Genomic DNA, 21,824 nt, shown 5'->3' on the forward strand with positions numbered 1-21,824 from the left:
TTCTGCGCTCCTCGACCCCCGTGACCAGCGCCGCCCATCCCTGGGAAGATCCGGCGCTGTCGAGCATCCGCCTCGACGAGGTGGCGTGGGCGGAGTCTGGACGAATTTGGACGCGAGGGTGACGCGACGCACGGCGAGCGGCCGATGTCAGGGTCAGCTCTGCTCGGGTGCGTCGAGTTCGGCCAGGTGAACGCGGATCTGGTCAGCCTCGGGCAGTCCGAGGTCGACGTAGTGGGTGAGGGCCTGCCGGTACTCGTCGCGGGCCCGCCCGGGGTCGGCGAGGGCCCGGTGGACGTCGCCGAGACCGGCGTGGGCACGGGCCTGCTGATGACGGTTGCCGGTGACGCTGGCGATGGCGAAGGCGGCAGTGTGGTGGGTCAGTGCGTCAGCGGTCCGTCCGGCGGCGCGGGACACCTCGCCGAGCCCGTTGCACACCCATGCCTCGTTGTCCTGGTTGCCGGTCTCCTGGAAGACGGTCAGTGCCTGCTGGTAGTACTCGGTGGCCTCGGCGAGCCGGTCGAGGCGGGTGTGCAGTGAGCCGAGGCTCTCCAGCGCGCCGGCTTCGGAGGTGCGGTCGCCGATCTGCCGGTACAGCCGCATTGCCTGCTCGAGGTGGTCGCCGGCCGGCTCGTACCGGCCCATGCGAACGGCGAGTTCGCCGAGGCCGTGCAGCGCCAGGGCTTCACCGCGCGGGTTGCCGGTCTCGCGGGACACGGTCAGCGACTGACGGTAGTAGTCGGTGGCCTCGTCGAGGCGGCCCGCCCGTTCCATGACGGCGCCGAGCCCGCCCAGCGTGGTGGCCTCTCCGATGCGGTCGCCGTTGCGCCGGTCGAGTTCCAGGGCCTGCTGCTTGTATTCGATGGCATCCGGGTATCGGCCGGCCCGTTCCGCGATGAGGCCGATGTTGAAGAGAGCCCGGGCCTGCCCAGCCGTGTCGGCGGTCTGGCGGAACAGCTCGAGAGCCTGCCGGAGGTGGTCGTCGGCCGCGTCGGGCCGGCCCAGCCGCAGGTGGGCGATGGCAAGACCGCTCAGGGCGTGGGCCTGCCCCTTCAGGTCACCGCTGCCGCGGGCGGCGCGGTGGGCGTGGCCGTGCATGGTCAGGGCGTCGTTGTGGTGGCCGCCTTGAAGGTAGCGGGACAGGGTGCGGGCCAGCCGGGTGGTGTGGTCCGGCCACCCGTGCGTAGCGGTGTGGTTGGCGACGGCGACCAGGGTGGGCCGTTCGGTGTCCAGCCAGTCGAGCGCGTCCGGGCGATCGGCCAGGGGCGGGACGGGGGTGCCGGCCGGGGAGACGTGCGGTCGGACGTTCGCCTCGCCGGGCAGCAGGATCTCCATCGCGGCCGCGGTGGTGGCCAGGTAGTAGTCGTACAGGCGGGTGAGGGCGGCGCGGCGTGCGGGTGGGGAGTCGTGGTCGTGGGCGCGCGCGGTGGCGTAGGCGCGGACCAGGTCGTGGAGGACGTACCGGCCGGCCGTGGCCTGCTGGATGAGGTGATCACGGAACAGGGCGCCCAGGCAGGCTTCGGCGGTGTCGAGGGCGGTGTCGGTGAGGGCGGCTGCCGCGTACGCGTCGAAGTCCTGGCCGGGGTGCAGGGCGACCAGGCGGAGCAGACGCTGCTGGTCGGTGGGGAGGTGCCGGTAGGACAGGTCGAGAGCCAGTTCGACGCCGGCCTCGAGGCGCCGGTCATGGTGGCGCTCGTCGAGCCGATCGGCGTGGTCGGTCAGTGTCCAGCCCGCGGTGTTGCGGATGTGGCCGGCGATGAGGCCCAGTGCCAAAGGTAGGTAGCCGCAGCGTCGCGCGATCCGGGCGATCGCATCCGGATTCGGGCCTACGGGCAGCCCGGACACGGCGGCGGCAAGGAAGGCCGTCGCCTCGTCCGGGTCGAAGACGTCGACGGTGAGCTGGGCGGTGGGCTGCAGCTCGGCGAGGCTGCGCCGGCTGGTGACCAGGGTGACGCAGCCCGACACGTCGGGCAGGAGCGGACCGACCTGTTCGGCGGTGGCGGCGTTGTCGAGCACGATCAGGGCCCGGGTGCCGGCGAGACGGTTGCGGTAGGCGGCGGCGCGGGCGGCCAGCTGGTGGGGTATCTGATGGCCGGGCATGCCGAGCAGCCGCAGGAATCCGTCGAGGACAGCCGCCGGGTCGGCCGGCGGCTGGGTGGGGTCGGGGTGGAAGCCGCGCAGATTGACGAACAGGACCCGGTCGAACTGTTCCTCCCGGAGGAGCAGGTGTCCGGCGTGGACGGCCAGCTGGGTCTTGCCGACCCCGGCCATGCCCTCGATCGCCGAGATCACTACCGCGCTGCCGGCCCGGGAGGCTTGCCGGACGGCGTCGCTCAGCCGGTTCAGCTCGCCGGTCCGGCCGGTGAATTCCACCAGATCCCGCGGCAGGGTGTCCTGGACCCGTACCTGGGAGACCGCCTCGACCTCTCCGCCGATGACGCGCAGGGCCTGCCGCCATTGCGTCACGTACCCGGTATCGTCGCGTAGGGCCTGGACCACGGCGACGACCAGGTCGGTGTTCAGCCGTCGCCGGCCGGACTGAAAGCAGTTCGCCACCGTCGACCGTCGCGCCAGCTCGCCGGCCGGCCGGCCCTGCGCGGTCCAGGCCGCGTTGACCCGCTCCTTGATCGTCTCGTACGAGGGGTCGCCGGCCCAGACCTTCAGCAGGCGTAACCGTTCGACGAGGTCGTCGACGGTGTCGGCCTCGGCAGGATCGGGCGGCGCGGCGAAGGTGTCCCGCGGCATGGCACCTCCATGGAGATCGTTCTCGACGTCGTAGCGGGTTCGAGGCTAGTACGCCGGCCAAGGACCGTGATCACGGATCAGCCCGGATGAGGCGACCTCATCCGGCACCGCTGGGCGCCAGGCTTCTTGACCGAGTGGATCATCGCGTAAGAGGCTCACTCGGATGAAACGTGTCATGCCTGCCTTGACCGGGACGGCGGCGACTGCCGCCACCATCTTCCTGGTGGCGCTCTGTCTGCGGCCCGCGATCACCGCGGTCGGGCCGTTGTTGCCGCAGATCAGTACGGACGTCGGGCTCGGCGAGGCGGCGCAGGGACTGTTGGGGGCGCTGCCGTTGCTGGCGTTCGCGTTCGTGTCGCCGCAGGTGCACCGGATGGCCGGGCGGCTCGGGATGGCGCGGGCGATACTCGCGGCGCTGCTGGTGCTGGCGGTGGGGACGCTGGTGCGGTCCTACACCGGGCATGCGGGGCTGTGGGTGGGCACGATGGTGATCGGGTGTGCGATCGCGGTCGGGAACGTGCTGGTTCCGGCCATCGTGAAACGTGACTACGCGTCGAATGTGTCACGGGCGACCGGGTTCTATACGGCATTCATCACGATCGGGGCGTCGGCGGCTTCGGCGGTCGCGGTGCCGATCGCGGACGCCGTGGACTGGCGATTGTCGCTTGCCGTGTGGGGCGGGCTGGCGCTGGCCGTGGCGGCGCTGTGGCTGCCCCGGGCGCGGATCTCTCCCGTTCCTGAGGTGGTCGCGGTCACGGGTTCGGTGGCGGTGTGGCGGCAGCCTCGGGCCTGGATGATCACCGCGTTCATGGGTCTGCAGTCGACGTGCTTCTACGTGTTGGTGACATGGCTGCCGACGATCGAGATCGCGGCCGGGTTCCCGGAGCGGGTCGCGGGGTTGCACCTGTTCCTGTTCCAGGGGATGGGGATCCTGGGAGGGCTGGCGATTCCGCTGCTGCTGCGTGATCCCGGGACCCGTCGGCTGGGTGCGGTCGTGGCGAGCCTCCCGGTGATCGTCGCGATGCTGGGGCTGCTGGCCGCGCCGGGGCTCGCCGTCGTGTGGGCGGGCATCGCCGGGCTGGGGCAGGGCGCCGCGCTGGTGACGGCGTTGACGCTGATCAGCCTGGGTGGGCGGACCGCGGCGGAGACCACCCGGCTGTCCGGGATGGCGCAGTCGCTCGGGTATCTGCTCGCGGCGGCGGGGCCGGTGGCGGCCGGGGTCCTCGCCGAGCGGACCGACGCATGGGACGCGACGTTGGTCATGATCGTGGGGTTGGGCGTGTTGCAGGTCGGGGCGGGGCTCATGGGAGCCCGGTCCCGATCCTGAGGGCGGGAACGGGGCAGATCCTGGGAGCGGGCCCGGGCGTAATGGAGATCTGGGCGTAATGGAGATCTGGGCGTAATGGAGATCTGGGTGTGATGGAGATCTGGGCGGGGGTCCTAGGATCCTGATCATGATGCGGGCGCTGGTGGTCACTGCTCCGGGCAAGGCCGAGGTACGTGAGGTGCCGATGCCGATCGCCGCACCCGGGCAGGTGATCGTCGACGTCGAGCGGGTCGGCGTATGCGGCACCGACGTCGAACTGTTCACCGGCGAGATGAGTTACCTGCACAGCGGGGCGTCGTCGTACCCGCTACGGCCCGGACACGAGTGGTCCGGAACGGTGCGCTCGGTCGGGGCGGGCGTCGGCGAGTCATGGATCGGGCGACGGGTCACCGGCGACACCATGATCGGCTGCGGTGACTGCCGGCGATGCCTCGCGGGGCGACATCACGTCTGCCCTGAACGGCATGAGCTGGGCATTCGCGACGGGCTCCCGGGAGCGCTGGCCGAGCGGATGGCGTTTCCGGCGGCCTACCTGCACCCGCTCCCGGACTCGGTGGACGCGGTGGCCGGCGCGATGGTCGAGCCGGCCGGCAACGCCCAGCGTTGCGTCGATGCCGCCGATCTCGCGGCCGGGGAACGGTTGCTGATCCTGGGCACCGGCACGATCGGCCTGCTCACCGCGATGCTGGCCCGGGCGCGCGGGCTGGAGGTGCACCTGCTCGGCCAGGAGCTGGAGTTCGCCCGGTCACTCGGATTCTCGCAATCCTGGGATGTGGCATCCCTGCCCTCAACAACCCTGCCCTCAACAACCCTGCCCTCAACAACCCTGCCCACGCTGTCCTGGGACGCGGTTGTCGACGCCACCAACGCGCCGTCGATGCCGGGCCTCGCGATCTCGCTCGTCGAACCGGGACGCCGGGTGGTCCACATCGGCCTGTCCGGGACACCCAGCATGATCGACACCCGGGACGCCGTGCTGAAGGACGTCACCACGGTCGGGATCCTCGGCGCGTCAGCCGGCCTCGCGGACGCCATCGCAGCATTCGCGGCGGGGGCGATCGATCCGCGGCCGCTGGTCGCCGCGACGGTCGGCCTCGAGGAGGCCGCGGCCGTCCTGTCCGGTTCACGCCCGGCAGGCGCGGGGCCCGGTCCGAAGATCCAGATCAACCCCCGGATCGCGTACGGGGGACGCTGACGCCCTCCCCCGCCTCGCGAGAGCGGGCCGCCTGATCTTCCGGAGCGCCGGCCGGTTCCCCTGCACATCGGAGAGGTGCCGGCCCTGGTCGGCGAGTGGAGGGTGAGCTCACGCCGGTGATCACAGCGACACGCGCGGCGCTCCGGTTCCGCACGGCCCTCCTCCCGAGGGATCAGGATGGACCGATGCCGCCACGGGTACTCCTCTTCACCCGCACGACCGATTTCCGGCACGACTCGATCCCGTCCGCGATCGCCGCGCTCACCGGGCGGGACGACCTCCGGGTGACCGCCTCCGAGGATCCGGCCGACATCGCCGCCTGCGACCGTTTCGACGCCGTCGCCTTCGTCTCGACCTCGGGCGATGTGCTGGGCGAGCGGGCCCGGGACGCCCTGCGCTCGTTCGTCGAGGGCGGCCGCGGGTTCGCCGGGGTGCACGCCGCAGCCACCACCGAACCGTCCTGGGACTGGTGGCCGGATCTGCTCGGCGCCCGTTTCGCCGGCCATCCCGAAGGCGTGCAGCCCGCAACCGTCGACGTCGTTCCCACCGGCCATCCGTCGACAGCGCATCTGCCTGCGGCCTGGCGCTTCACCGACGAGTGGTACGCCTTCTCCGACGTCCGCCCCGGCTCCACACTGCTGCTCGGCGTCGATGAGTCCACCTACGCCCCGGCGGAATTCGGGATGCCGTCGCCGCACCCACAGGCTTGGTTTCGCGAGGTGGGCGCGGGCCGTTCCTGGTACACCGGGCTCGGCCACCGGGAGGAGGCCTGGTCGGACGCCCTCTTCCTGACCCACGTGGTCGACGGCATCCGGTGGGCGGCGGCATAGGCCCCGGCTCACGGCGTGGTCAGCACCTGCACCGACCGTAGATCGCGGTGGGCGGCGTGCACCTCGGCGATCTCGGCCAGCGCGTCCCGCCCGAGCGCCCGGTAGGCCCCGGTCAGCAGGGCCAGGCCGACCTCCCGGTACTCGTCACGGTCCACCCAGTGCAGCTCGCTCCCGACGGAGAGGGCGAGCGCCGGCCGGCCCGCGGCGAGTTCGCTCTCGGCGTCGGCGATCCACTCGGCCGCCTTGGCCGGATCCTTCTGGAAGGCCTCCAGGCGCATCCCCGACGAGGGCAGGTGCGGCTTGCCGCTGCGGGGCGGCAGCATCGGAAACAGCGAGACCGCGGTGCGCCGCCGTGTCCCGGACGCCCAGCGGGGTGGCCCGTCCTGCCGGAGCGCCTCGACGTCGGCGTCCGCATACCAGTCGAGGGCCTCGATCAGCGGTACGGCCCGTTCGGCGTCCTCCGGCTCGTCGCCGTAGTCGGCGAGGAACCGCTCGGTCTGCTCGCGGAGCACGCCGATCAGGGTCGGTGGCCGGGACGCCCAGGTCTCGGCGCTGTCGCGGGCGTAGTTGTGGGCGATCAGGGTGGGCAGTTGGGCGGGGTCGTCGTACCAGAGGCCGTAGTGCAACCCGTCCGTCCCGCCGCCCATGACGGTGACGAACTCGGCCGGGTCGCACCGGAACCGGGCGTGCAGCCGCTCGTCGAGCCCGTCGCGGCCGACCAGATCCAGACCGCCGTCACGGAAGTAGTCGGTGACGCCCCACGCCGAGTGCTCCATCTCCATGACAGCGGCCCGGTCGCTGGCCCAGAGCGCGGCGAAGACCGCCACGTGCCGGGGCAGGCGTAGCCCGTACACCCGCTGGACGCGTTCGGCGACCAGCGGAAACCGCTCGGTCATGGTGGCGAGGGCCGATTCCCGTGTCGTCATGCGCGGATCCTAGGCAGTCGTGAGGTAGCGGAGGTCACGGGCCACCTCGGAGTAGGCGACCGGATCGAGGTCCTCAGCGGACACGCCGGTCACCTTCTGGGGCACGTCGGGATCGTCCCAGTAGTAGCCGGGCGCGTACCGGATCTCGGCAGTTGTCGTTCGGCAGCACAGCATCTCCCCGCTTCGATCACTGGACCACGAAGGCTAGACCGGGGGTACGACAGAATGTCGGGGTGCAGATGTCCGTACTGATCGCCCAGGTCCCCACCGTCTGGGACGTCGCCACCAATCTGGCCACCTACCGTGAGGTCCTGGCCGAGGCCCGGCCCGGCGACGTGGTCCTGTTCCCGGAGGGGATGCTCTCCGGCTACGCCGAGGACCTGTCGCCATTGGACACCATCGATCCCGTGGAGATCCGCGCCGCCGTCCATCAGGCCGCCGACCTGGCCAGGGAGAAGCAGGTCCACGTGTTCTGCGGGTCCGTGCTGCCCGAAGAGCAGGGCTGGTCGAACGCCGCCCTGCACCTCTGTCCCGACGGCCCGCCGCACGTCTACCGGAAGATCAACCTGGCGATGAACGAGCGTGGCCGGATGACACCGGGTGACCGTCTGGAGACGACGACCGTGCACGGCGTCACCGCGGCGATCCAGCTCTGCCGGGAGATCCGCTTCCCGGAGCAGTGGCAGCATCTGGCCGCCGCCGGCGCGCGATTCCTCGTCTATCTGACCAACGCCGCGAACCCCCGCGAGCCGGACGGTGTCTGGCGTTCCCACCTGGTCAGCCGGGCCGCCGAGAACCAGCGTTTCGTACTCTCCGCCAACATCCCCGATCCGGCGCAGCATTGCCCGAGCATGATCGTTTCTCCGCGCGGTGAGGTGCTCGCCGAGCTGCCGATGGGCGAGAAGGGCCTGCTCCGGCTCACTTTCGACCCGGCCGAGTCAGGCGACTGGTATCTGAGCCAGCGCCGCCGTGACGTGATCTCGCTGACATATCACGGTTGAGACCGCCCCCACCGGCGGCCGATCCCACACACGGCCGCCGGCCGGCCCCCTTGCGGTCCGGAGCTCGGCAAAACCCCGGCACCCCTTCATCGCACTGAACCGCCGCGTCAAGCAGAAACCCCCACTTATCTCTCACCCTGAGCGCAGCGAGACCTTCCCCCCTATTTCGTACGAGCGGCGACCAGAACCGTGGCGGCCACGCGAGGCGCTGCCCACTCGCGCCTGTGCCGCGCCCGCCGGGCTGAGCTGCCGGGCCGGGCTTTCCGATGGGGCCGTGACCGGCTGGGACGCCGGTCAGACGGCGTCGTCGGGGAGCGGGCGGCGGCCGGCGAAGCCGAGGTCGGCGCGGTGGTACCAGGTGATGTCGGTGTCGCCTTCGAGCCAGCACAGCAGGACCGGGACGCCGTCCAGGTCGGCCGGGAAGTCGACCAGCAGCGGGGCGACACCTTTGAGTTCGGCGCCGGTCTCCTGGATCTCGGTCATCAGCTCGTTGAGGCGGGCCTCGGCGGCCTTGCGCTCCGGCAGCCCGCCCAGGCTGGTCGGCTCCCCGCCGGGGACCAGCGCGGCGGACAGCTCGACCATGTCGGCACGCAGGGTGATGACCTCATCGAGGACCGGGCGCAGCCGGGCCAGTTCGGTACGTGCTTCGGCGAGCGTGAACAACCCCATACCGCAGAGTCTGTCACCCAGGAGGGAACGGCCCGGCGAACACCCGCCGAGCCGTTCGGTGAACGTCGTGAGATCAGACCGTCAGGGTCCAGGAGCCGATGGTGCCGGTGTCGGAGGAGTAGACGTCCTGCACCCGCAGCTGCCAGGTGCCGTCGGCCGCCTCGCTCGACAGGTTCGCCGTGTAGGTGGTCTTCACGTTGTCGGCGCTGTCCGAGCTGCTGCTGCTCTTCAGGGTGTAGGTGGAGCCGTCCGGCGCGACCAGGGTGACGACCAGGTCACCCCGGTACGTGTGGGTGATGTCGACCGCCACGGTGGAGGTGGACGAGGCGGACCGCCCGCAGCCGGAGATGGTGATGGAGCTGGTCACCGCGGATCCGGCGTCCGGGATCGCGACGTCCGTACCGTTGGTGCCGGTGCATCCCGCCGGCGTCTCGCCGCCGCCGCTGTCGCCGACCTGGAGCAGCAGGTTGGGTGAGCCGGTTCCGGCGCTGGTGACCTTGCCGCTGACCGCGTTCGCGACGAGTGCCGACGCGACCTGTGCCGGGGTGTAGGACGGGTTGTCCTGGAGCACGAGGGCGGCGGCGCCGACGACGTGCGGGGTGGCCATCGACGTACCGCTGATGGTGTTTGTCGCGGTGGTGCTGGTGTACCAGGCGGAGGTGATCGACGAGCCCGGCGCGAAGATGTCCAGGCTGCTGCCGTAGTTGGAGTAGCTGGCGCGGGCGTCGGTGCTGGTGGTGGCGCCGACGGTGATGGCGCTGGCGACCCGGGCCGGGGAGTAGGTGGAGGCGTTCGCGTTGTCGTTGCCGGCCGCGACGCCGTAGGTGATGCCGGCCGCGATCGAGTTGGCGACCGCCGTGTCGAGGCTGGTGCTGGCGCCGCCGCCGAGGCTCATGTTGGCGACCGCCGGCTTGATCGCGTTGCTGGTCACCCAGTTGACGCCGGAGATGACGCCGGCCGTGGTGCCGCTGCCCTCACAGTCGAGGACCCGGACGCCGACCAGTTGCACCGCCTTGGCCACACCGTACGTCGATCCGCCGACCGTCCCGGCGACGTGCGTGCCGTGGCCGTTGCAGTCGGTGGCGTCGCTGTCGCTGTCGACGAAGTCGTAGCCGCTGACCGCGCGCCCGCCGAACTGGCCGTGCGTGGTCAGGATGCCGGTGTCGATGATGTAGGCGTGCACGCCGAAGGCGGTGTTCGGATAGGTGTAGGTGGTCGACAGCGGCAGACTCTCCTGGTCGATGCGGTCCAGGCCCCAGGTGGCGCCGGTCTGGGTGCCCTCGGCCAGCCGGATGATCTGGTTCTGCTCGACGTAGGCCACGGCCGGGTCGGCGGCCAGCCGGGCGGCGTCGCTCGCGTCGATGCGCGCCTCGAAGCCTTTCAGAACCTTGGCGTACACCTCTTCGACGGCGCCGTCGTACCGGTCGGCCAGTTTCCCGGCCCGGCTGCCGAGGGTGCTGGTGGTGCCGTCCTTGAGCACGACGATGTAGCTGCCCTCGATGGCGTCGGGCGAGTTCGCCTGCCGGATGGCGCCGGTCGGCTCGGCGGCCGTGGCGGGCGCGCCGAAGGCGGCGAGCGTGGTGACGGTCAGCGCGAGGGTGCCCATGCCGGCGATCGTTCGGAGTCTCACGTCCCCTGTTCCCTTTCGGTCGGTTCTGGAAGGGAGCCGTCGTCCCCCTAACGGCTTTCAGCAGCGGACACTACGGACGATTGGATCTATGCCGGTAGATCACGGGTGACCTATTCCGGTCGTGATATGCCCGCACATATCGGCCGAAGCACACAAGAGGGATATCCCTTGCATGCCCCCGCCGAGCCGCCTCGAGGAGATCTACTAGGTTGTGCATCCGTGCTGATCAGAGTGCGGGACACCGCGATCCGGACGCTCCTGTCCCCCTGCGGATGGATCGTGGGGGTGGCGATCTATCTGTTCGCCCGGTGGGCGCAGGCCCAATACGACGCCCTCAGCGTCGGCGCGTGCGACCTCGGCATCTTCTACCAGGCCGTGCAGGGCTGGGCGAACGGCGCCTGGCCGATGGTGCCGATCAAGGGGTACGTGCAGCTCGGCGACCACTTCTCACCGGTCTTCGCACTGCTGGCGCCGCTGGTGTGGATCCACGACTCGGCGATAACCCTGGTGTACGCCCAGATCGTCCTGATCTGTCTATCCGGCATCCCGATCTACCACATCTTCCGCCGCCGCCACGGCATCGCGGTCGGCACCGGGATGCTCATCGCGTACCTGTGCAGTCATGCCGTGTTCGGCACCGTCGCCTTCCCGGTGCACGAGGTGATGTTCGGCGCGCTGTTCCTGGCCTGGGGCCTGGAGCGGATGCTCGCCGGGAAGTGGACGCAGGCGACGATCCTGTCCGCGGCGCTGGTCACGGTCAAGGAGGACGGCGGCCTGCTGTGCGCCATGCTCGGCCTCTACGCCCTGCTCAACCGGCGGTGGAAGCACGGCGGGTTCCTGATCGCCTGGGGCGCCTCGTGGTTCCTGGTGACGCTCAAGTTCATCATCCCGAACCTGAACCCGGGCGGCTTCACCTACGCCAAGGACTACCAGGCCAGCCTGCACGCGGACGGGATCTTCGCCGGCATCCCGTACATGATCACGCACCCGCTCGAGATCCTGAACCTGATGACGAACGAGCCCGCCAAGCTCACCACCTGGGAACAGCTGCTGATCCCGGTCGGCTTCGCGGCGCTCGCGTCCCCGCTGATCCTGATGATCGCGCCGGTGATGCTGAGCCGGATGCTGTCGTCGCGCGACACCCAGTGGTCCTCCGACCTCTACTACGACATGCCGCTCATCCCGATCCTGTTCGCCGCGGTCGCCGACGGCTTCCGCCGGATCGGCAGCCTCGTCGACCGGGCCCGCGGCCTGGGCCCCGACCCGGATCTCGCGATGGCGCCCCGCGGCACACCCGTCGAGGAACCGAAACGCCCCTGGTACCAGTTCCGCACCGCGACCGTCATGGCCGCCATCGCCGCGCCGGTGTTCATCTTCTTCGCCGTCCAGGACCTTCAAAATCACAAGATCGTCGATTGGTACGAGGGGACGGCGGCCCCGTTCAACAACGCCACCGTGGTCGCGGAGGCCACCGACGCCCTCGAGCGCATCCCGAAGGGCGTCACCGTCCGGGCCAGCAACAACCTGCTGATCCCGCTGCTACCCACCAACGAGGTCACCCTGATCGGCTCGAACGTCGACAAGGGCGACTGGGCGGTCGTCGACATCTGGAACCCGAGCTGCCCGATCGGCCGCACCGAGATCCCGCAGATCATGAAACAGCTCGACCAGATGGGCTTCCGCCAGGTCTACAACGGCGGCCGCATCATCGTCCTCCAGCGCACCGCCCCCGCCACCCAGCCCATCCGCGGCACCGGCACCGCCAGCTGACCGGCTCCCAAGGGAGTTCAGCGCCAGGAGGATCGTGGGCAGTGACGGGCCGGAGGCGATCGGGCGGCTCCGGAAAGTGTCGTAGGGGCGTGCCACGATGGCGGGCATGGATGGGAGTGCGGTGCTGGACCGGCTGTTGGCCGACACGGAGACCGATCCTGACGTGCGCGGGGTCGTGCTGACCGGGTCGCATGCTCGGGGCATGGTCACCGCCCACTCGGACTGTGACGTCACCGTCGTGGTGGCCGGGCCGGCGCTGGCCCGGTGGCAGCGGGTGCGGTCGGCCGAGCTGGACCAGGCGGTCGTCACGGTCGAGGCCCTCGCCGACACCTCGGTGCACTGGCCACGCTACGGCTATCGCGGCGCCCGCGTCCTGCTCGACCGGCTCGGTGGTGGCATCGCCGACCTGGTCGAGCGGCAGGCCACTCCCACCGATGCGGAGGCCCGCACCTGGTCTCGGGACTTCCTGGACGCGTATGTGAACCAGCTCTACCGGGCGGTGAAGAGCCATCGGGACGGTGCGGCGGCGGCCGGCAAGCTGGACGAGCTGGAGAGCGTGCCGTGGCTGCTGTCGACGGTGTTCGCGCTGCACGGGCGGTTGCGGCCCTACAACAAGTATCTGGCCTGGGAGCTGGCCACCCACCCACTGCCGGGCCGGTGGAACGCCGCTCTGGAGCCGGGGCGGCTGCCCGGCCGTGCGCTGAGCCTCTTTCCGGCGGTCGCCGACCTGGCCCGCGAGCGGGGGCACGGCGACGTCCTCGACGGGTGGGGCGCCGACATCGCCCTGATCCTGCGGCAGGCGAGGCGTTCCGGTGTCAGCGGTCGTTGAGGCGGGCGAGCACGCCCTCGATGAACGGGGCCTTCCCCGCCCGGTAACGGGGCCGGTCGTGGGCGTCGGCTTCGGCCAGCGCCGTCTTGAGGCGGGCGTAGTCGGCGGCGTCCTCGGGGCATCGGCGCAGGTGGTCACGGAAGGCGATCAGTTTCGGCACCAGCGGATCGCTCTCCTCGTACACATGCAGGTGGTGTGTCCGGAGGCCGGGGTCCGGAAAGCAGAAACTCCATTTGCGGCCGGTCTCGTCGCCGGGCTCGGGCGCGTGCGCCCAGCCGATCCGCGCCAGCGGGGCGATCGCCGCGGCCCCGTCAGGGTAGGCGCCGATCCGCGCGGCCATGTCGATGATCGGTTTGGCCGGCAGGCCGGGGACCGCGGTGCTGCCGATGTGCTCGATGTCGCCGGCCAGCCACGGCCGGAGCACGGCGGTCAGCCGCCGGCGCTCGCGTTCGAAGTCGTCCGCCCAGGCCGCCCGGTGGGGCGCCATCCGGATCGGATCGCGTCTGTGCTGCGACGGCATCCGGTCACCATATCGGGGTGGAGCTGACGTGAGCGCGGTGAAGAGGTCGTTCCCGGAGACGTTCGCGCAGCTGCTCAAGGCCCGGTTTCCGGTGCTCTACCTGGAGACGCATGAGGAACAGCGCGCAATGCACAAGATCTCGCTGATCGCGGAGAACCCGGAGCTGGTGCGGGTGCCGCGCCCGGTCTGGTCGTGGACGATAACCGGCGGGCTGATCCAGCCGGACGGGGAGGTCCGGTCGAACACCGGGCGGGTGATGGACGCGCTCAAGATTGTGCACCGGATCGAGGAGCCGGGCGTGTTCGTCTTCCGTGACCTGCATCCGCTCACCGTGGACGGACAGTATCCGCAGAACATGGAGGTGGTGCGGATGCTGCGGGACATCGCGCACGCCTTCCGGACCGGCCAGCACCCGCGGACGCTGGTGCTGATGTCGCCGGTGCTGAGCCTGCCGACCGAGCTGGCCAAGGACATCACGATCGTCGACTTCCCACTGCCGGGCGAGGCGGAGCGCGGGGCGCTGCTGGACGCGATGATCCGGTCGAACAGCGGGAGCGGGCGGCTGCGGGTGGATCTCGACGAGGTGGGGCGGGAGCGGTTCGTCGCGGCGGCGGCCGGGCTCACCATGCAGGAGGCGGAGAACGCGTACGCGCGGGCGATGGCCAACGACGCGGTGCTGGACCTCGGCGACGTCGACATCGTGCACGACGAGAAGCGCCAGACCGTCCGGAAATCGGGTGTTCTGGAATTCATCACCACCGGCACCGTGCTCGACGACGTCGGCGGGCTCGGCAATCTCAAGTCCTGGCTGGTCAAACGCAACGGATCGTGGCTGCCCGAAGCCGCCGAGTACGGCCTGCCCGCCCCACGCGGCGTCCTGATCACCGGCGTGCCGGGCTGCGGCAAGTCGCTCACCGCCAAGGCCATGTCGACGGTGTGGGGCCTGCCGCTGCTGCGCTTCGACATCGGCCGGGTGTTCTCCGGGCTGGTCGGGTCCAGTGAGCACAACATGCGGACCGCGCTGCGGATCGCCGAGGCCGTCGCCCCGTGTGTGCTGTGGGTCGACGAGATCGAGAAGGGTTTCGCCGGCGGGAGCGGTGACTCCGGCACCGGCGCCCGCGTCTTCGGCACCTTCCTCACCTGGATGCAGGAGAAGAGCCGGCCGGTGTTCGTGATCGCGACCGCCAACGACTTCGACGGGCTGCCACCCGAGCTGCTGCGCAAGGGCCGGTTCGACGAGACGTTCTTCGTCGACCTGCCGAGCCGCACGGAACGGGTGGATGTGTGGCGGGTGCACCTGCTGCGGGCGCTGCGCCATCCCCGGGTGGCGGGCGAGCTGCCGGTCGGCGCGGAGCTGCTGGGCGAGCTGGCCGGGCTGACCACCGGCTACTCCGGCGCCGAGATCGAGCAGGCCGTCACGGTCGCGCTGTTCGACGCGTTCTCCGAGCGCCGGCCATTGAGCCGGGACGATCTGGTGCGCGCCGTGATGAGCATCGTCCCGCTCAGCGTGACCCAGGCCGAGCGGATCGACGGTCTGCGCGCCTGGGCCCGCAACCGTGCCGTGTCCGCGACCAGCACCGATGACTGGGATCTGACCGACCGCCCGGGAGCGCCGGGGCGGTAGGGTGTCCGCACACCAGCGATGAACGGGGGGTTCTCGTGAGCGTGTCACTGCTGTTGGTGCCGTTGGCGATGGCCGGCGTGGCCGCCGTCCAGGCTCGCGCCGGGAAGTCCGACGGCGTCTGCGACGTCCGGACCCGGATGCGCGACGTCACCCTGCTGGGCGAGGCGCTGCGCGACACCGGCGCCACCGTCGTCACGTCCGGCGAGACGCTGACCGCCGTCTGGGGTGAGACGAAGGCGTCCGCCACGTTCACCCGGGACGCCGAGGGCATCTGGGGCGCGCACTTCACCGGAATTCAGCGAGACCGGGCGGTCGAGCTGGTCACCGCGGTCGACGAGGCCTACGGGCGCCGGGTGCAGCGGGCGGTTCTGGAGCGGCTGCGCGACCAGGCGCCGGCGGCCGGGCTCCGGCTGGAGTCCGAATCGGTCACGAATGACGCCGTCCGGCTGGTCTTCGAGGTGGAGCGGGCATGAGTAAGCCACGGATCATCGTCACGGTCAACGGCGACGGCACGGTCAGTGCCGAGACGCTCGACATCCTCGGTGACCGGTGCCTCGACTACATCGCCGTCCTCGAGGACCTGGTCGGCGGCAGGGTACAGTCCAGCGCCTTCACCGACGACTACACGCGCCAGCACCACACCGCACAGGAACAGCAGGTGAACCGTGACGTGGACCCCGCCTAGCCAGGGCTTCCCACCACCATCGCCGAAGCCGCAAGGCCCGGCGCGGCTCTCGTGGCGGCTCGGCCACAGCGCCTGGGTTCTTCTGCCGATCCTCAGTTGCGGGTGTTTGAGCGGCGCGGGATTTCTCTACGTCGGGATCCGCGCCCGTCGGCTGAACTGGTCGATCGCCGGCGTCGTCTACAGCCTCCTCAGCATCTCGGCCGGTATCTGGGGTTCGTCCGTGCCGCCGGAGGCGCTGGCGTCGTACCTCGCCTTCACCCTCGCATTGATCGTCTGGCTGGCCTCGATCGTCCACGCGCTGGTGATCAACAACCAGTGGCTGCGATGGCGGGCGGGGTATCAGCCCTGGTATGCGCAGCAGCCCGCCGCGCCGTGGGCCGGTGCGCCCGCCCCGGCGCCGTTGCCACCCGAGGTGCAGGGCCTCGTGCCGCCGCCACAGCAGTACTACGGCACCCAGCCACCGGCAAACGCCGCTCCCCCGCCACCCGCTCCGCGCGAGCCGCTGGGCGTCACCACCGCTGTTCCGCCGACGCCACCGAGTGTCCCGATGAACGTCGACAGCGCCACTGTTGCGCCGACGCCGCCGGACGTCCCGCTGGACGTCAACAGCGCCACCCTGGAGCAGCTCGCCGAGCTGCCGGGCGTCGGTCCGGAGCGGGCCGCCCAAGCGGTGTCCTCCCGCGACTCGCGGGGCGGCTTCGTGTCGCTGACCGAGTTCGCGGCCGCCGCGTCACTGGCCCCGCACGAGTTCGTCGCCGTCCGCGGCCGGTTGACCTGCGCCCCTCCGCCGGTGACGCCGCAGCAGGACCACGATCAGCCGTTCGGGCGCATCGTCGATGTCTGACCAGCCGCTCGTGCGGGTGGCCCGCTTCCTTGAGCGGACCACCGCCGAGGGGCCCGGCGAGCGGAGCGCGATCTGGGTGCAGGGTTGCTCCATCCGGTGCGCCGGCTGTTTCAACCCACACCTCTTCGGTACGCGCGGCGGCACGCCCACCACACCGGAGAGCCTGGTCGACCGGGTCGTGGCGGCCGGCACCTCCGGCGTGACCCTGCTGGGCGGGGAGCCGTTCGAGCAGGCCGCGGGCTTGGCGGCGGTGGCGGCCGGGGTGCGGCGGGCCGGGCTCACCGTCATGACGTTCACGGGGTACGAGTACGCGTACCTCCGCTCCTCGGCGGACAAAGGCGTGGCCGCCCTGCTCAGCGCGACCGATCTCCTGGTCGCGGGCCCGTTCCGGCAGGACCTGATCGATCACGAGCGGCCGTGGGTGGGCTCCACCAACCAGGAGTTCCTCCACCTGACCGACCGTCTCGCCGACGTGACCGGGCCGGACCGCATCGAGGTGACCGTCTCGGCGGCCGGCGACATCGCCGTCAACGGCTGGGCCGACTCCGACACCCTCGACGCCTTGCTGGCCGGCCTCCCCGCCGGCCGCGCCCGCCCGTCAGGCCGCTGACCCGGTCGGCTTACTGCTCTACCTTTCGGCCGAGTCGGCTGCTCCGAAATCGTGCTGGGGACAGATCCCCACCAGGCGCCGGCCCGCCTATGGTCGGCGCCATGAAGATCAGCCACGGCGTGGGGACTACGGCTCCGGTCGCGGGTTTCCTCTTGGGGTTCCTCGACTTCGTCTGGATCAAGTACGTACCGTTCCCGTTCGGCGGGCTCGGGAACTCGATCGCCGTCTGGGCCGTGGCCGCCTTCCTGCTCACGTTCCACTCTCGCTGGAGTCTGCCGCGCGCCACCGTCGGTGCGGTGGTCTTCCTCGTCGTGGCCGTGCCGAGTTACTACGTGGCGGCGGCTCTGATCCAGAACGACGACTGGGCCAACGTCTACTCGTCCTACTCGTTGCTGTGGATGTCGCTCGGTGTGGTCGCCGGTGCCGTGTTCGGCGCGGGCGGCGGCATCGCCCGTACCCCCTCGCGCCGGCGGATTCCGGCGCTCGCGCTGCCCGCCGCGGTCCTGTTCGCCGAGGCCGTCCTCCAACTGTTCCGTATCGGCGATCCCGGCGTCGTGCTCTCGGAGACCCTCGGCTACGTCGGGGTCCTGGTGGCGGCGGCGCTCGGGATCACCCTCGTCGTCGTCCCGGCCTGGCGGGTACGCGCGCAGGTCCTGGCGTGCGCGGTGCCGCTGACCGCGGCCGGAGGCGTGCTGCTCTTCGCGAGCGGATTCCGCTGACCGACGGCGCAGCGGTCCATGAAACCCCGTAACACCACGTTGCCGCGGCCCGCTCTCCTTACAAGCCGGTGAACGCGGCGGGCGTCACCGCCCAGGCGTAGAGCCAGGTGACCCGCTCCACGAGAACCCGCCGGGGGCTCACCGTGTCCGTCTGCTCCATCGAGTCCCCTCTCATCGTCCACATGTGAGGGTGTACCTGCCCGGCAGGCACCCGGTTCGAGCCACCACGAAAACGGCCCGCCACCGCGAGAAGCAGGTGGCGGACCGTCGGGGGTGGGTGTGTCAGGCGGGGACGGGGCGGCGGCCTACCGACAGGACGTCGAGGAGGAGGGCGGCCAGGGCGACCACCCCGAGCATGGCCAGGCCGAGGGCGTACGACTGGAAGTGGCCGTAGATGGCGCCCATGAGCAGCGGCGGGATGAAGCCGCCGAGGCCGCCGGCGGCGCCGACGATGCCGGTCACCGCGCCGACCTGGTTGGCCGGGGCCAGCTGGGCGACCAGGGCGAAGGTGGCGCCGGAGCCGGCGCCGAGGGCGGCGGCCATGGTCAGGAAGGCGATGGTGCCGAGCGGGGCCAGGCCGGGGGTGAAGGCCTGCACGATCGCGCCGGCCACGACGACGCCCAGGGAGACCGCCAGGACGCGGCTGGGGGCGACCCGGTCGGAGAGCCAGCCGCCGACGGGGCGCATCACGACCGCCAGCAGGACGAAGCCGGCCATCCGGTTCGCGGCGTCGGCCTGGGTGAGGCCGTAGGCGGTCTTCAGGTAGGCGGGCAGGTAGACCGAGAAGGCGACGTATCCGCCGAAGGCGACCGCGTACAGGGCGGAGGCCTGCCAGGTGACGCGGAGGCGCAGGGCCGAGCCGAGGCGGGCGCCCAGGGAGGTGGTGGGGACCACCCGGTTGGGGGCGTCGCGCAGCACCAGCCAGGAGACGCCGGCGTAGACGGCCAGGACGGCGGCGGTGATGACGAACGGGGTGGCGGTGCCGTTGGCGTCGACCAGCTTGACGGTGGTGAGGGCGCTGATCGCGGTGCCGCCCATGCCGACGCCGAAGACGCCGACCGCGAAGCCCCGGCGGGACGGCGGGAACCAGGCGTTGACGAACGGCACGCCGACCGCGAAGGCGGTGCCGCCGATGCCCAGGAAGAAGCCGCCGACCAGCAGCGAGACGAGGGCGTCGTGGCCGAACAGTCCCAGGTAGAGGACCGGGACGATGGTGGTCAGGGAGATCAGCGGGAACATGATCCGGCCGCCGTAGCGGTCGGTGAGCGCACCGACCGGGATCCGGCCGACCGAGCCGACCACCACCGGTACGGCCACCAGCAGCGCCTGCTGGAAGGGGGTGAGGTCGAGCGCCGCCTGGAACTTGGTGGCGAGCGGGCTGAGCAGCGCCCAGGCCCAGAAGTTGACGGCGAAGCCGATCGTCGCCAGGGCGAGCATCAGCCCTGCCGAGCGGGGGCGGGCCTGGGGTGCGCTCATGATCTAACTCCGTTGTCCGAGAGGTCCGACATCTTCAGACTTCCGGTCCGTAACCGCCGCGGACAGGGACCTTGGACCCGTTCGGAGTGGGCCCTGTTCCCCGGGCCCGGTGGGTCAGCGGAGCACGGCGACCAGGAAGTCGGAGCCGGGGCCGAAGGGCCGGAGGTCCCAGGTGCCCAGCAGCAGATCGGGGGTGAGGCCGGCGGTGGCCGCGTCGGCGAGGAACTCGTCGAACTCGTAGCCGCGCCCGGCCCCGAAGCCGATCACGGCCCGGCCGCCGTCGGCCAGGTGGGCGCGGAAGCGGCGCAGGATCTCCACCCGGCTGGACGGGCCGGCGAAGGTCATCACGTTGCCGGCGCAGACGATCACGTCGTACCGGTCCGGGAGGTCGAGTTCGCTGAGGTCGCCGACCTGCCAGCGGGGGCCGGGATGCTGCGCTTGCGCTTCGGCGATCAGTTCCGGGTCCAGGTCGACGCCGGTGACGTCGTGGCCGGACGCGGCGAGGTGCCCGCCGACCCGGCCGGTGCCGCAGCCGGCGTCCAGGATCCGGGCGCCGCGCGGCACCATGGCGTCGATCATGCGGGCCTCGCCGGCCAGGTCGTCGCCGCGGGCCGCCATCTCGCGGAACCGGTCGATGTACCACCGGGAGTGGCCCGGGTTCTCCGCGATCTTCTGCAGCCAGAGGTTGTCGGTGCTGGTCATGGCGCGGTGGCTACCTCTTCTATCCAGCCGAGGGCGGCGATCGCGGCGGGGAAGCCGCAGGTGGTGACGGCGGCAAGCGCGACGGCGCGGACCTCGTCGAGGCTCGCGCCGTGCTGTAGTGCCTTGCGAACGTTGGAGCGTACCGCGCCCTCGGCTTCGGCGCCGACCGCGATGGCCAGCTTGATCAACCGATCGGTACGGTCGTCGAACGGGTTGCGTTCCCGGATGGTGCGGGCCAGGTTGCCCTGCGCCTCGGCCACCTCCGGGAAGCGCTCGAGAAACTGCTGGTAGATGCCGGGCAGGTAGTCCTCGCTCATGCTTTCACGGTAGGACGATCGGGCTGATCGGAAGGCTGAACGGCAGGTCGGACGGACGGCCGACCGGACGGGCGGGCGGCGGAGACGGTCCGGACGGCCGACGGGGCGGGCTGCGGCGCGGGGGCGGGACCGCGGCGGCCCCGGTAGACGACGTACGGCCGCCACAGGTAGGCCAGCGGCGCCGACCAGACGTGCACGAGCCGGGTGAACGGCCACATGGCCAGAAACAGGAACCCGCCGATGGCGTGCAGCTGGAACACCAGTGGCGCGTCGGCCATCAGTGACGGGTCGGGCTGGAGGTAGAAGATCTGCCGGAACCAGACGGCCAGCGTCTCCCGGTAGTCGTAGCCCTCGCCGAACAGGTTGATCACGACGGTGCCGCTCATCCCGAGCGCGACCATGGCGGCGAGCGCCGCGTACAGAACCTTGTCCATGGTCGTGGTGACCCGCCGGATCCGGCCGCTGACGAACCGCCGGGCGATCAGCAGCGACAGGCCGGCGACCAGCATGACCCCGGTGGCCACGCCGCCGGTGACGGAAACCAGGTGGTAGGTGTGCTCGGAGACGCCGACGGCCTCGGTCAGGGAGGCCGGGACGAGCAGGCCCATCGCGTGGCCGCCGATCACCCCGAAGGCGCCCAGGTGGAACAGCGGGGAGCCGAGCCGCAGCAGCCGGTTCTCCAGGATCTGGCTGGTGTGGGTGGTCCAGCCGAACTGGTCGTGTCGCCACCGCCAGATGTGGCCGCCGATGAACACGCCGATGCAGAAATAGGGGACGACGATCCAGACAAGGGTGCTCATCTGCACACCTCCGCGTAGGGAGCGAGGTTGGGGCCCATGCCCACCGCGTCGAGACCGACGGTCTCGACCGGCGGGCCGTCGAAGGCCAGGGCGGTGAGGGCTTCCCGGTCCGCGTCGGTGAGCTGCGGCAACAGCTCACAGACGACATCAAGGACCATGGCGTACGGCGTACGCGTCTCGTGCAGTGCGGCCCGCAGCAGTTCGATGCCCTGCCGGTGCTGGCGCAGCGGGGCCTCGCCGTCGCCGGGCCCGGCCGTGGCCGCGAATTCGAGCACGATCGGCAGCAGGTCGGGCAGTTCCCCGTCGGCGAGCCGCAGCCCGTGCGCCCGGTAGCGCTGTTTGAGCATGAGCAGGGCCATGCCCCGTTTGCGGGTGTCGCCGTGCAGGTAGTAGGTGAGGTAGAGCCCGGAGCGGCGGCGCAGGTCGAAGGTCTGCACGTAGTGCCGCTGCACCTCGATCGGGCTGGTGGTGAGCAGCCAGTCGACGAAGCGTTCCAGGCCGTCGACGCCGGCCGCGGCGGCGCGCAGTTCGCCGCCGGCCGCGAGCAGTTCGTCGTCGGGGTAGGTGAGCAGCAGTGACGTGAGCTGGAAGATCCGTGAGCGGTCCAT

General features: G+C 71.0%; 23 protein-coding genes. 12 read left to right on the forward strand and 11 right to left on the reverse strand.

From position 1 onward, the window contains the following. Window positions 1–153: 153 nt before the first annotated feature. Complete coding sequence (locus IEZ13_RS16895; RefSeq protein WP_183218635.1) at window positions 154–2,742, reverse strand: tetratricopeptide repeat protein; 2,589 nt, start codon at window positions 2,740–2,742, stop codon at window positions 154–156. 175 nt (window positions 2,743–2,917) lie between these two features. Here IEZ13_RS16895 and IEZ13_RS16900 point away from each other — a divergent pair, with 175 nt between their 5' ends. The 3 genes from IEZ13_RS16900 (at window position 2,918) to IEZ13_RS16910 (ending at window position 6,094) form a co-directional block, all read left to right on the forward strand. After that, complete coding sequence (locus tag IEZ13_RS16900) at window positions 2,918–4,069, forward strand: MFS transporter (RefSeq protein WP_183218636.1); 1,152 nt, start codon at window positions 2,918–2,920, stop codon at window positions 4,067–4,069. 127 nt (window positions 4,070–4,196) lie between these two features. Then, complete coding sequence (locus IEZ13_RS16905; protein WP_229794745.1) at window positions 4,197–5,264, forward strand: zinc-dependent alcohol dehydrogenase; 1,068 nt, start codon at window positions 4,197–4,199, stop codon at window positions 5,262–5,264. Between the two features lie 185 nt (window positions 5,265–5,449). Next, window positions 5,450–6,094: a ThuA domain-containing protein gene (locus IEZ13_RS16910; RefSeq protein WP_183218637.1), complete on the forward strand. Its 645-nt coding sequence runs from the start codon at window positions 5,450–5,452 to the stop codon at window positions 6,092–6,094. Window positions 6,095–6,102: 8 nt separating this feature from the next. On the opposite strand, the gene IEZ13_RS16915 is transcribed toward IEZ13_RS16910, so the two are convergent. Both IEZ13_RS16915 and IEZ13_RS16920 read right to left on the reverse strand, forming a co-directional pair. Continuing rightward, window positions 6,103–7,020: an ADP-ribosylation family protein gene (locus tag IEZ13_RS16915; protein WP_183218638.1), complete on the reverse strand. Its 918-nt coding sequence runs from the start codon at window positions 7,018–7,020 to the stop codon at window positions 6,103–6,105. 9 nt (window positions 7,021–7,029) lie between these two features. Next, entirely contained in the window at window positions 7,030–7,194 is a 165-nt protein-coding gene (locus IEZ13_RS16920; RefSeq protein WP_183218639.1) for a hypothetical protein, read from the reverse strand. A gap of 65 nt (window positions 7,195–7,259) precedes the next feature. Here IEZ13_RS16920 and IEZ13_RS16925 point away from each other — a divergent pair, with 65 nt between their 5' ends. Then, window positions 7,260–8,021, forward strand: coding sequence for a carbon-nitrogen hydrolase family protein (locus tag IEZ13_RS16925; RefSeq protein WP_183218885.1), 762 nt, complete (start codon window positions 7,260–7,262; stop codon window positions 8,019–8,021). A gap of 294 nt (window positions 8,022–8,315) precedes the next feature. On the opposite strand, the gene IEZ13_RS16930 is transcribed toward IEZ13_RS16925, so the two are convergent. Beyond that, window positions 8,316–8,690 carry a DUF2203 domain-containing protein gene (locus IEZ13_RS16930; protein WP_183218640.1) on the reverse strand — a complete coding sequence of 125 codons (375 nt, stop codon included), beginning with the start codon at window positions 8,688–8,690 and terminating at the stop codon, window positions 8,316–8,318. A gap of 73 nt (window positions 8,691–8,763) precedes the next feature. Next, a complete protein-coding gene (locus tag IEZ13_RS16935; RefSeq protein ID WP_183218886.1) occupies window positions 8,764–10,296 on the reverse strand; it encodes a S8 family peptidase in 1,533 nt (510 codons plus the stop codon). 243 nt (window positions 10,297–10,539) lie between these two features. On the opposite strand from IEZ13_RS16935, the gene IEZ13_RS16940 reads away from it, so the two are divergent. Both IEZ13_RS16940 and IEZ13_RS16945 read left to right on the forward strand, forming a co-directional pair. Further along, a complete protein-coding gene (locus IEZ13_RS16940) occupies window positions 10,540–12,090 on the forward strand; it encodes a DUF2079 domain-containing protein (protein ID WP_183218641.1) in 1,551 nt (516 codons plus the stop codon). A 106-nt stretch (window positions 12,091–12,196) separates the two neighbouring features. Further along, the gene (locus IEZ13_RS16945) at window positions 12,197–12,919 is read left to right on the forward strand and encodes a nucleotidyltransferase domain-containing protein (RefSeq protein ID WP_183218642.1); all 723 of its coding nucleotides are present in this window, start codon (window positions 12,197–12,199) and stop codon (window positions 12,917–12,919) included. On the opposite strand, the gene IEZ13_RS16950 is transcribed toward IEZ13_RS16945, so the two are convergent. Further along, window positions 12,906–13,439, reverse strand: a complete 534-nt coding sequence (locus IEZ13_RS16950) for a GrpB family protein (protein ID WP_229794746.1) — start codon at window positions 13,437–13,439, stop codon at window positions 12,906–12,908. The genes IEZ13_RS16945 and IEZ13_RS16950 overlap by 14 nt on opposite strands. Window positions 13,440–13,467: 28 nt before the next feature. Between IEZ13_RS16950 and IEZ13_RS16955 the strand changes: the two genes are divergently transcribed. From IEZ13_RS16955 to IEZ13_RS16980, 6 genes are all read left to right on the forward strand, one after another. Next, complete coding sequence (locus tag IEZ13_RS16955; RefSeq protein WP_229794747.1) at window positions 13,468–15,063, forward strand: AAA family ATPase; 1,596 nt, start codon at window positions 13,468–13,470, stop codon at window positions 15,061–15,063. Between the two features lie 35 nt (window positions 15,064–15,098). Then, entirely contained in the window at window positions 15,099–15,536 is a 438-nt protein-coding gene (locus IEZ13_RS16960) for a hypothetical protein (protein ID WP_183218645.1), read from the forward strand. Then, entirely contained in the window at window positions 15,533–15,748 is a 216-nt protein-coding gene (locus tag IEZ13_RS16965; protein ID WP_183218646.1) for a DUF2997 domain-containing protein, read from the forward strand. The genes IEZ13_RS16960 and IEZ13_RS16965 overlap by 4 nt, the downstream gene beginning before the upstream one ends. A 106-nt stretch (window positions 15,749–15,854) precedes the next feature. Next, complete coding sequence (locus IEZ13_RS16970; RefSeq protein ID WP_183218647.1) at window positions 15,855–16,592, forward strand: ComEA family DNA-binding protein; 738 nt, start codon at window positions 15,855–15,857, stop codon at window positions 16,590–16,592. Further along, window positions 16,585–17,202 carry a 4Fe-4S single cluster domain-containing protein gene (locus tag IEZ13_RS16975; RefSeq protein ID WP_183218648.1) on the forward strand — a complete coding sequence of 206 codons (618 nt, stop codon included), beginning with the start codon at window positions 16,585–16,587 and terminating at the stop codon, window positions 17,200–17,202. The genes IEZ13_RS16970 and IEZ13_RS16975 overlap by 8 nt, the downstream gene beginning before the upstream one ends. A 101-nt stretch (window positions 17,203–17,303) precedes the next feature. After that, the gene (locus tag IEZ13_RS16980) at window positions 17,304–17,921 is read left to right on the forward strand and encodes a DUF6518 family protein (RefSeq protein ID WP_183218649.1); all 618 of its coding nucleotides are present in this window, start codon (window positions 17,304–17,306) and stop codon (window positions 17,919–17,921) included. Window positions 17,922–18,203: 282 nt separating this feature from the next. Here IEZ13_RS16980 and IEZ13_RS16985 read toward each other — a convergent pair whose 3' ends face one another. From IEZ13_RS16985 to narJ, 5 genes are all read right to left on the reverse strand, one after another. Then, window positions 18,204–19,397 carry an MFS transporter gene (locus tag IEZ13_RS16985; RefSeq protein WP_203833700.1) on the reverse strand — a complete coding sequence of 398 codons (1,194 nt, stop codon included), beginning with the start codon at window positions 19,395–19,397 and terminating at the stop codon, window positions 18,204–18,206. A 114-nt stretch (window positions 19,398–19,511) separates the two neighbouring features. Further along, the gene (locus tag IEZ13_RS16990; protein WP_183218650.1) at window positions 19,512–20,099 is read right to left on the reverse strand and encodes a class I SAM-dependent methyltransferase; all 588 of its coding nucleotides are present in this window, start codon (window positions 20,097–20,099) and stop codon (window positions 19,512–19,514) included. Then, window positions 20,096–20,416 carry a carboxymuconolactone decarboxylase family protein gene (locus IEZ13_RS16995; protein ID WP_183218651.1) on the reverse strand — a complete coding sequence of 107 codons (321 nt, stop codon included), beginning with the start codon at window positions 20,414–20,416 and terminating at the stop codon, window positions 20,096–20,098. Before IEZ13_RS16995 ends, IEZ13_RS16990 begins: the two co-directional genes overlap by 4 nt. Further along, the gene (gene narI, locus IEZ13_RS17000; RefSeq protein ID WP_183218652.1) at window positions 20,413–21,216 is read right to left on the reverse strand and encodes a respiratory nitrate reductase subunit gamma; all 804 of its coding nucleotides are present in this window, start codon (window positions 21,214–21,216) and stop codon (window positions 20,413–20,415) included. The genes IEZ13_RS16995 and narI overlap by 4 nt, the downstream gene beginning before the upstream one ends. Beyond that, window positions 21,213–21,824: a nitrate reductase molybdenum cofactor assembly chaperone gene (gene narJ / locus IEZ13_RS17005; protein WP_183218653.1), complete on the reverse strand. Its 612-nt coding sequence runs from the start codon at window positions 21,822–21,824 to the stop codon at window positions 21,213–21,215. The genes narI and narJ overlap by 4 nt, the downstream gene beginning before the upstream one ends.

Origin of the sequence: Actinoplanes campanulatus (assembly GCF_014647795.1) — a bacterium.
In the GTDB taxonomy this organism is placed as follows: domain Bacteria; phylum Actinomycetota; class Actinomycetes; order Mycobacteriales; family Micromonosporaceae; genus Actinoplanes; species Actinoplanes campanulatus.

What these genes read in the sequence shown, in the direction of transcription:
- IEZ13_RS16895 (WP_183218635.1), bottom strand. Translation starts at nt 2,742, where the DNA reads ATGCCGCGGGACACCTTCGCCGCGCCGCCCGATCCTGCCGAGGCCGAC.
- IEZ13_RS16900 (WP_183218636.1), top strand. Translation starts at nt 2,918, where the DNA reads ATGCCTGCCTTGACCGGGACGGCGGCGACTGCCGCCACCATCTTCCTG.
- IEZ13_RS16905 (WP_229794745.1), top strand. Translation starts at nt 4,197, where the DNA reads ATGATGCGGGCGCTGGTGGTCACTGCTCCGGGCAAGGCCGAGGTACGT.
- IEZ13_RS16910 (WP_183218637.1), top strand. Translation starts at nt 5,450, where the DNA reads ATGCCGCCACGGGTACTCCTCTTCACCCGCACGACCGATTTCCGGCAC.
- IEZ13_RS16915 (WP_183218638.1), bottom strand. Translation starts at nt 7,020, where the DNA reads ATGACGACACGGGAATCGGCCCTCGCCACCATGACCGAGCGGTTTCCG.
- IEZ13_RS16920 (WP_183218639.1), bottom strand. Translation starts at nt 7,194, where the DNA reads ATGCTGTGCTGCCGAACGACAACTGCCGAGATCCGGTACGCGCCCGGC.
- IEZ13_RS16925 (WP_183218885.1), top strand. Translation starts at nt 7,260, where the DNA reads ATGTCCGTACTGATCGCCCAGGTCCCCACCGTCTGGGACGTCGCCACC.
- IEZ13_RS16930 (WP_183218640.1), bottom strand. Translation starts at nt 8,690, where the DNA reads ATGGGGTTGTTCACGCTCGCCGAAGCACGTACCGAACTGGCCCGGCTG.
- IEZ13_RS16935 (WP_183218886.1), bottom strand. Translation starts at nt 10,296, where the DNA reads ATGGGCACCCTCGCGCTGACCGTCACCACGCTCGCCGCCTTCGGCGCG.
- IEZ13_RS16945 (WP_183218642.1), top strand. Translation starts at nt 12,197, where the DNA reads ATGGATGGGAGTGCGGTGCTGGACCGGCTGTTGGCCGACACGGAGACC.
- IEZ13_RS16950 (WP_229794746.1), bottom strand. Translation starts at nt 13,439, where the DNA reads ATGCCGTCGCAGCACAGACGCGATCCGATCCGGATGGCGCCCCACCGG.
- IEZ13_RS16965 (WP_183218646.1), top strand. Translation starts at nt 15,533, where the DNA reads ATGAGTAAGCCACGGATCATCGTCACGGTCAACGGCGACGGCACGGTC.
- IEZ13_RS16975 (WP_183218648.1), top strand. Translation starts at nt 16,585, where the DNA reads ATGTCTGACCAGCCGCTCGTGCGGGTGGCCCGCTTCCTTGAGCGGACC.
- IEZ13_RS16980 (WP_183218649.1), top strand. Translation starts at nt 17,304, where the DNA reads ATGAAGATCAGCCACGGCGTGGGGACTACGGCTCCGGTCGCGGGTTTC.
- IEZ13_RS16985 (WP_203833700.1), bottom strand. Translation starts at nt 19,397, where the DNA reads ATGAGCGCACCCCAGGCCCGCCCCCGCTCGGCAGGGCTGATGCTCGCC.
- IEZ13_RS16990 (WP_183218650.1), bottom strand. Translation starts at nt 20,099, where the DNA reads ATGACCAGCACCGACAACCTCTGGCTGCAGAAGATCGCGGAGAACCCG.
- IEZ13_RS16995 (WP_183218651.1), bottom strand. Translation starts at nt 20,416, where the DNA reads ATGAGCGAGGACTACCTGCCCGGCATCTACCAGCAGTTTCTCGAGCGC.
- narI (WP_183218652.1), bottom strand. Translation starts at nt 21,216, where the DNA reads ATGAGCACCCTTGTCTGGATCGTCGTCCCCTATTTCTGCATCGGCGTG.
- narJ (WP_183218653.1), bottom strand. Translation starts at nt 21,824, where the DNA reads ATGGACCGCTCACGGATCTTCCAGCTCACGTCACTGCTGCTCACCTAC.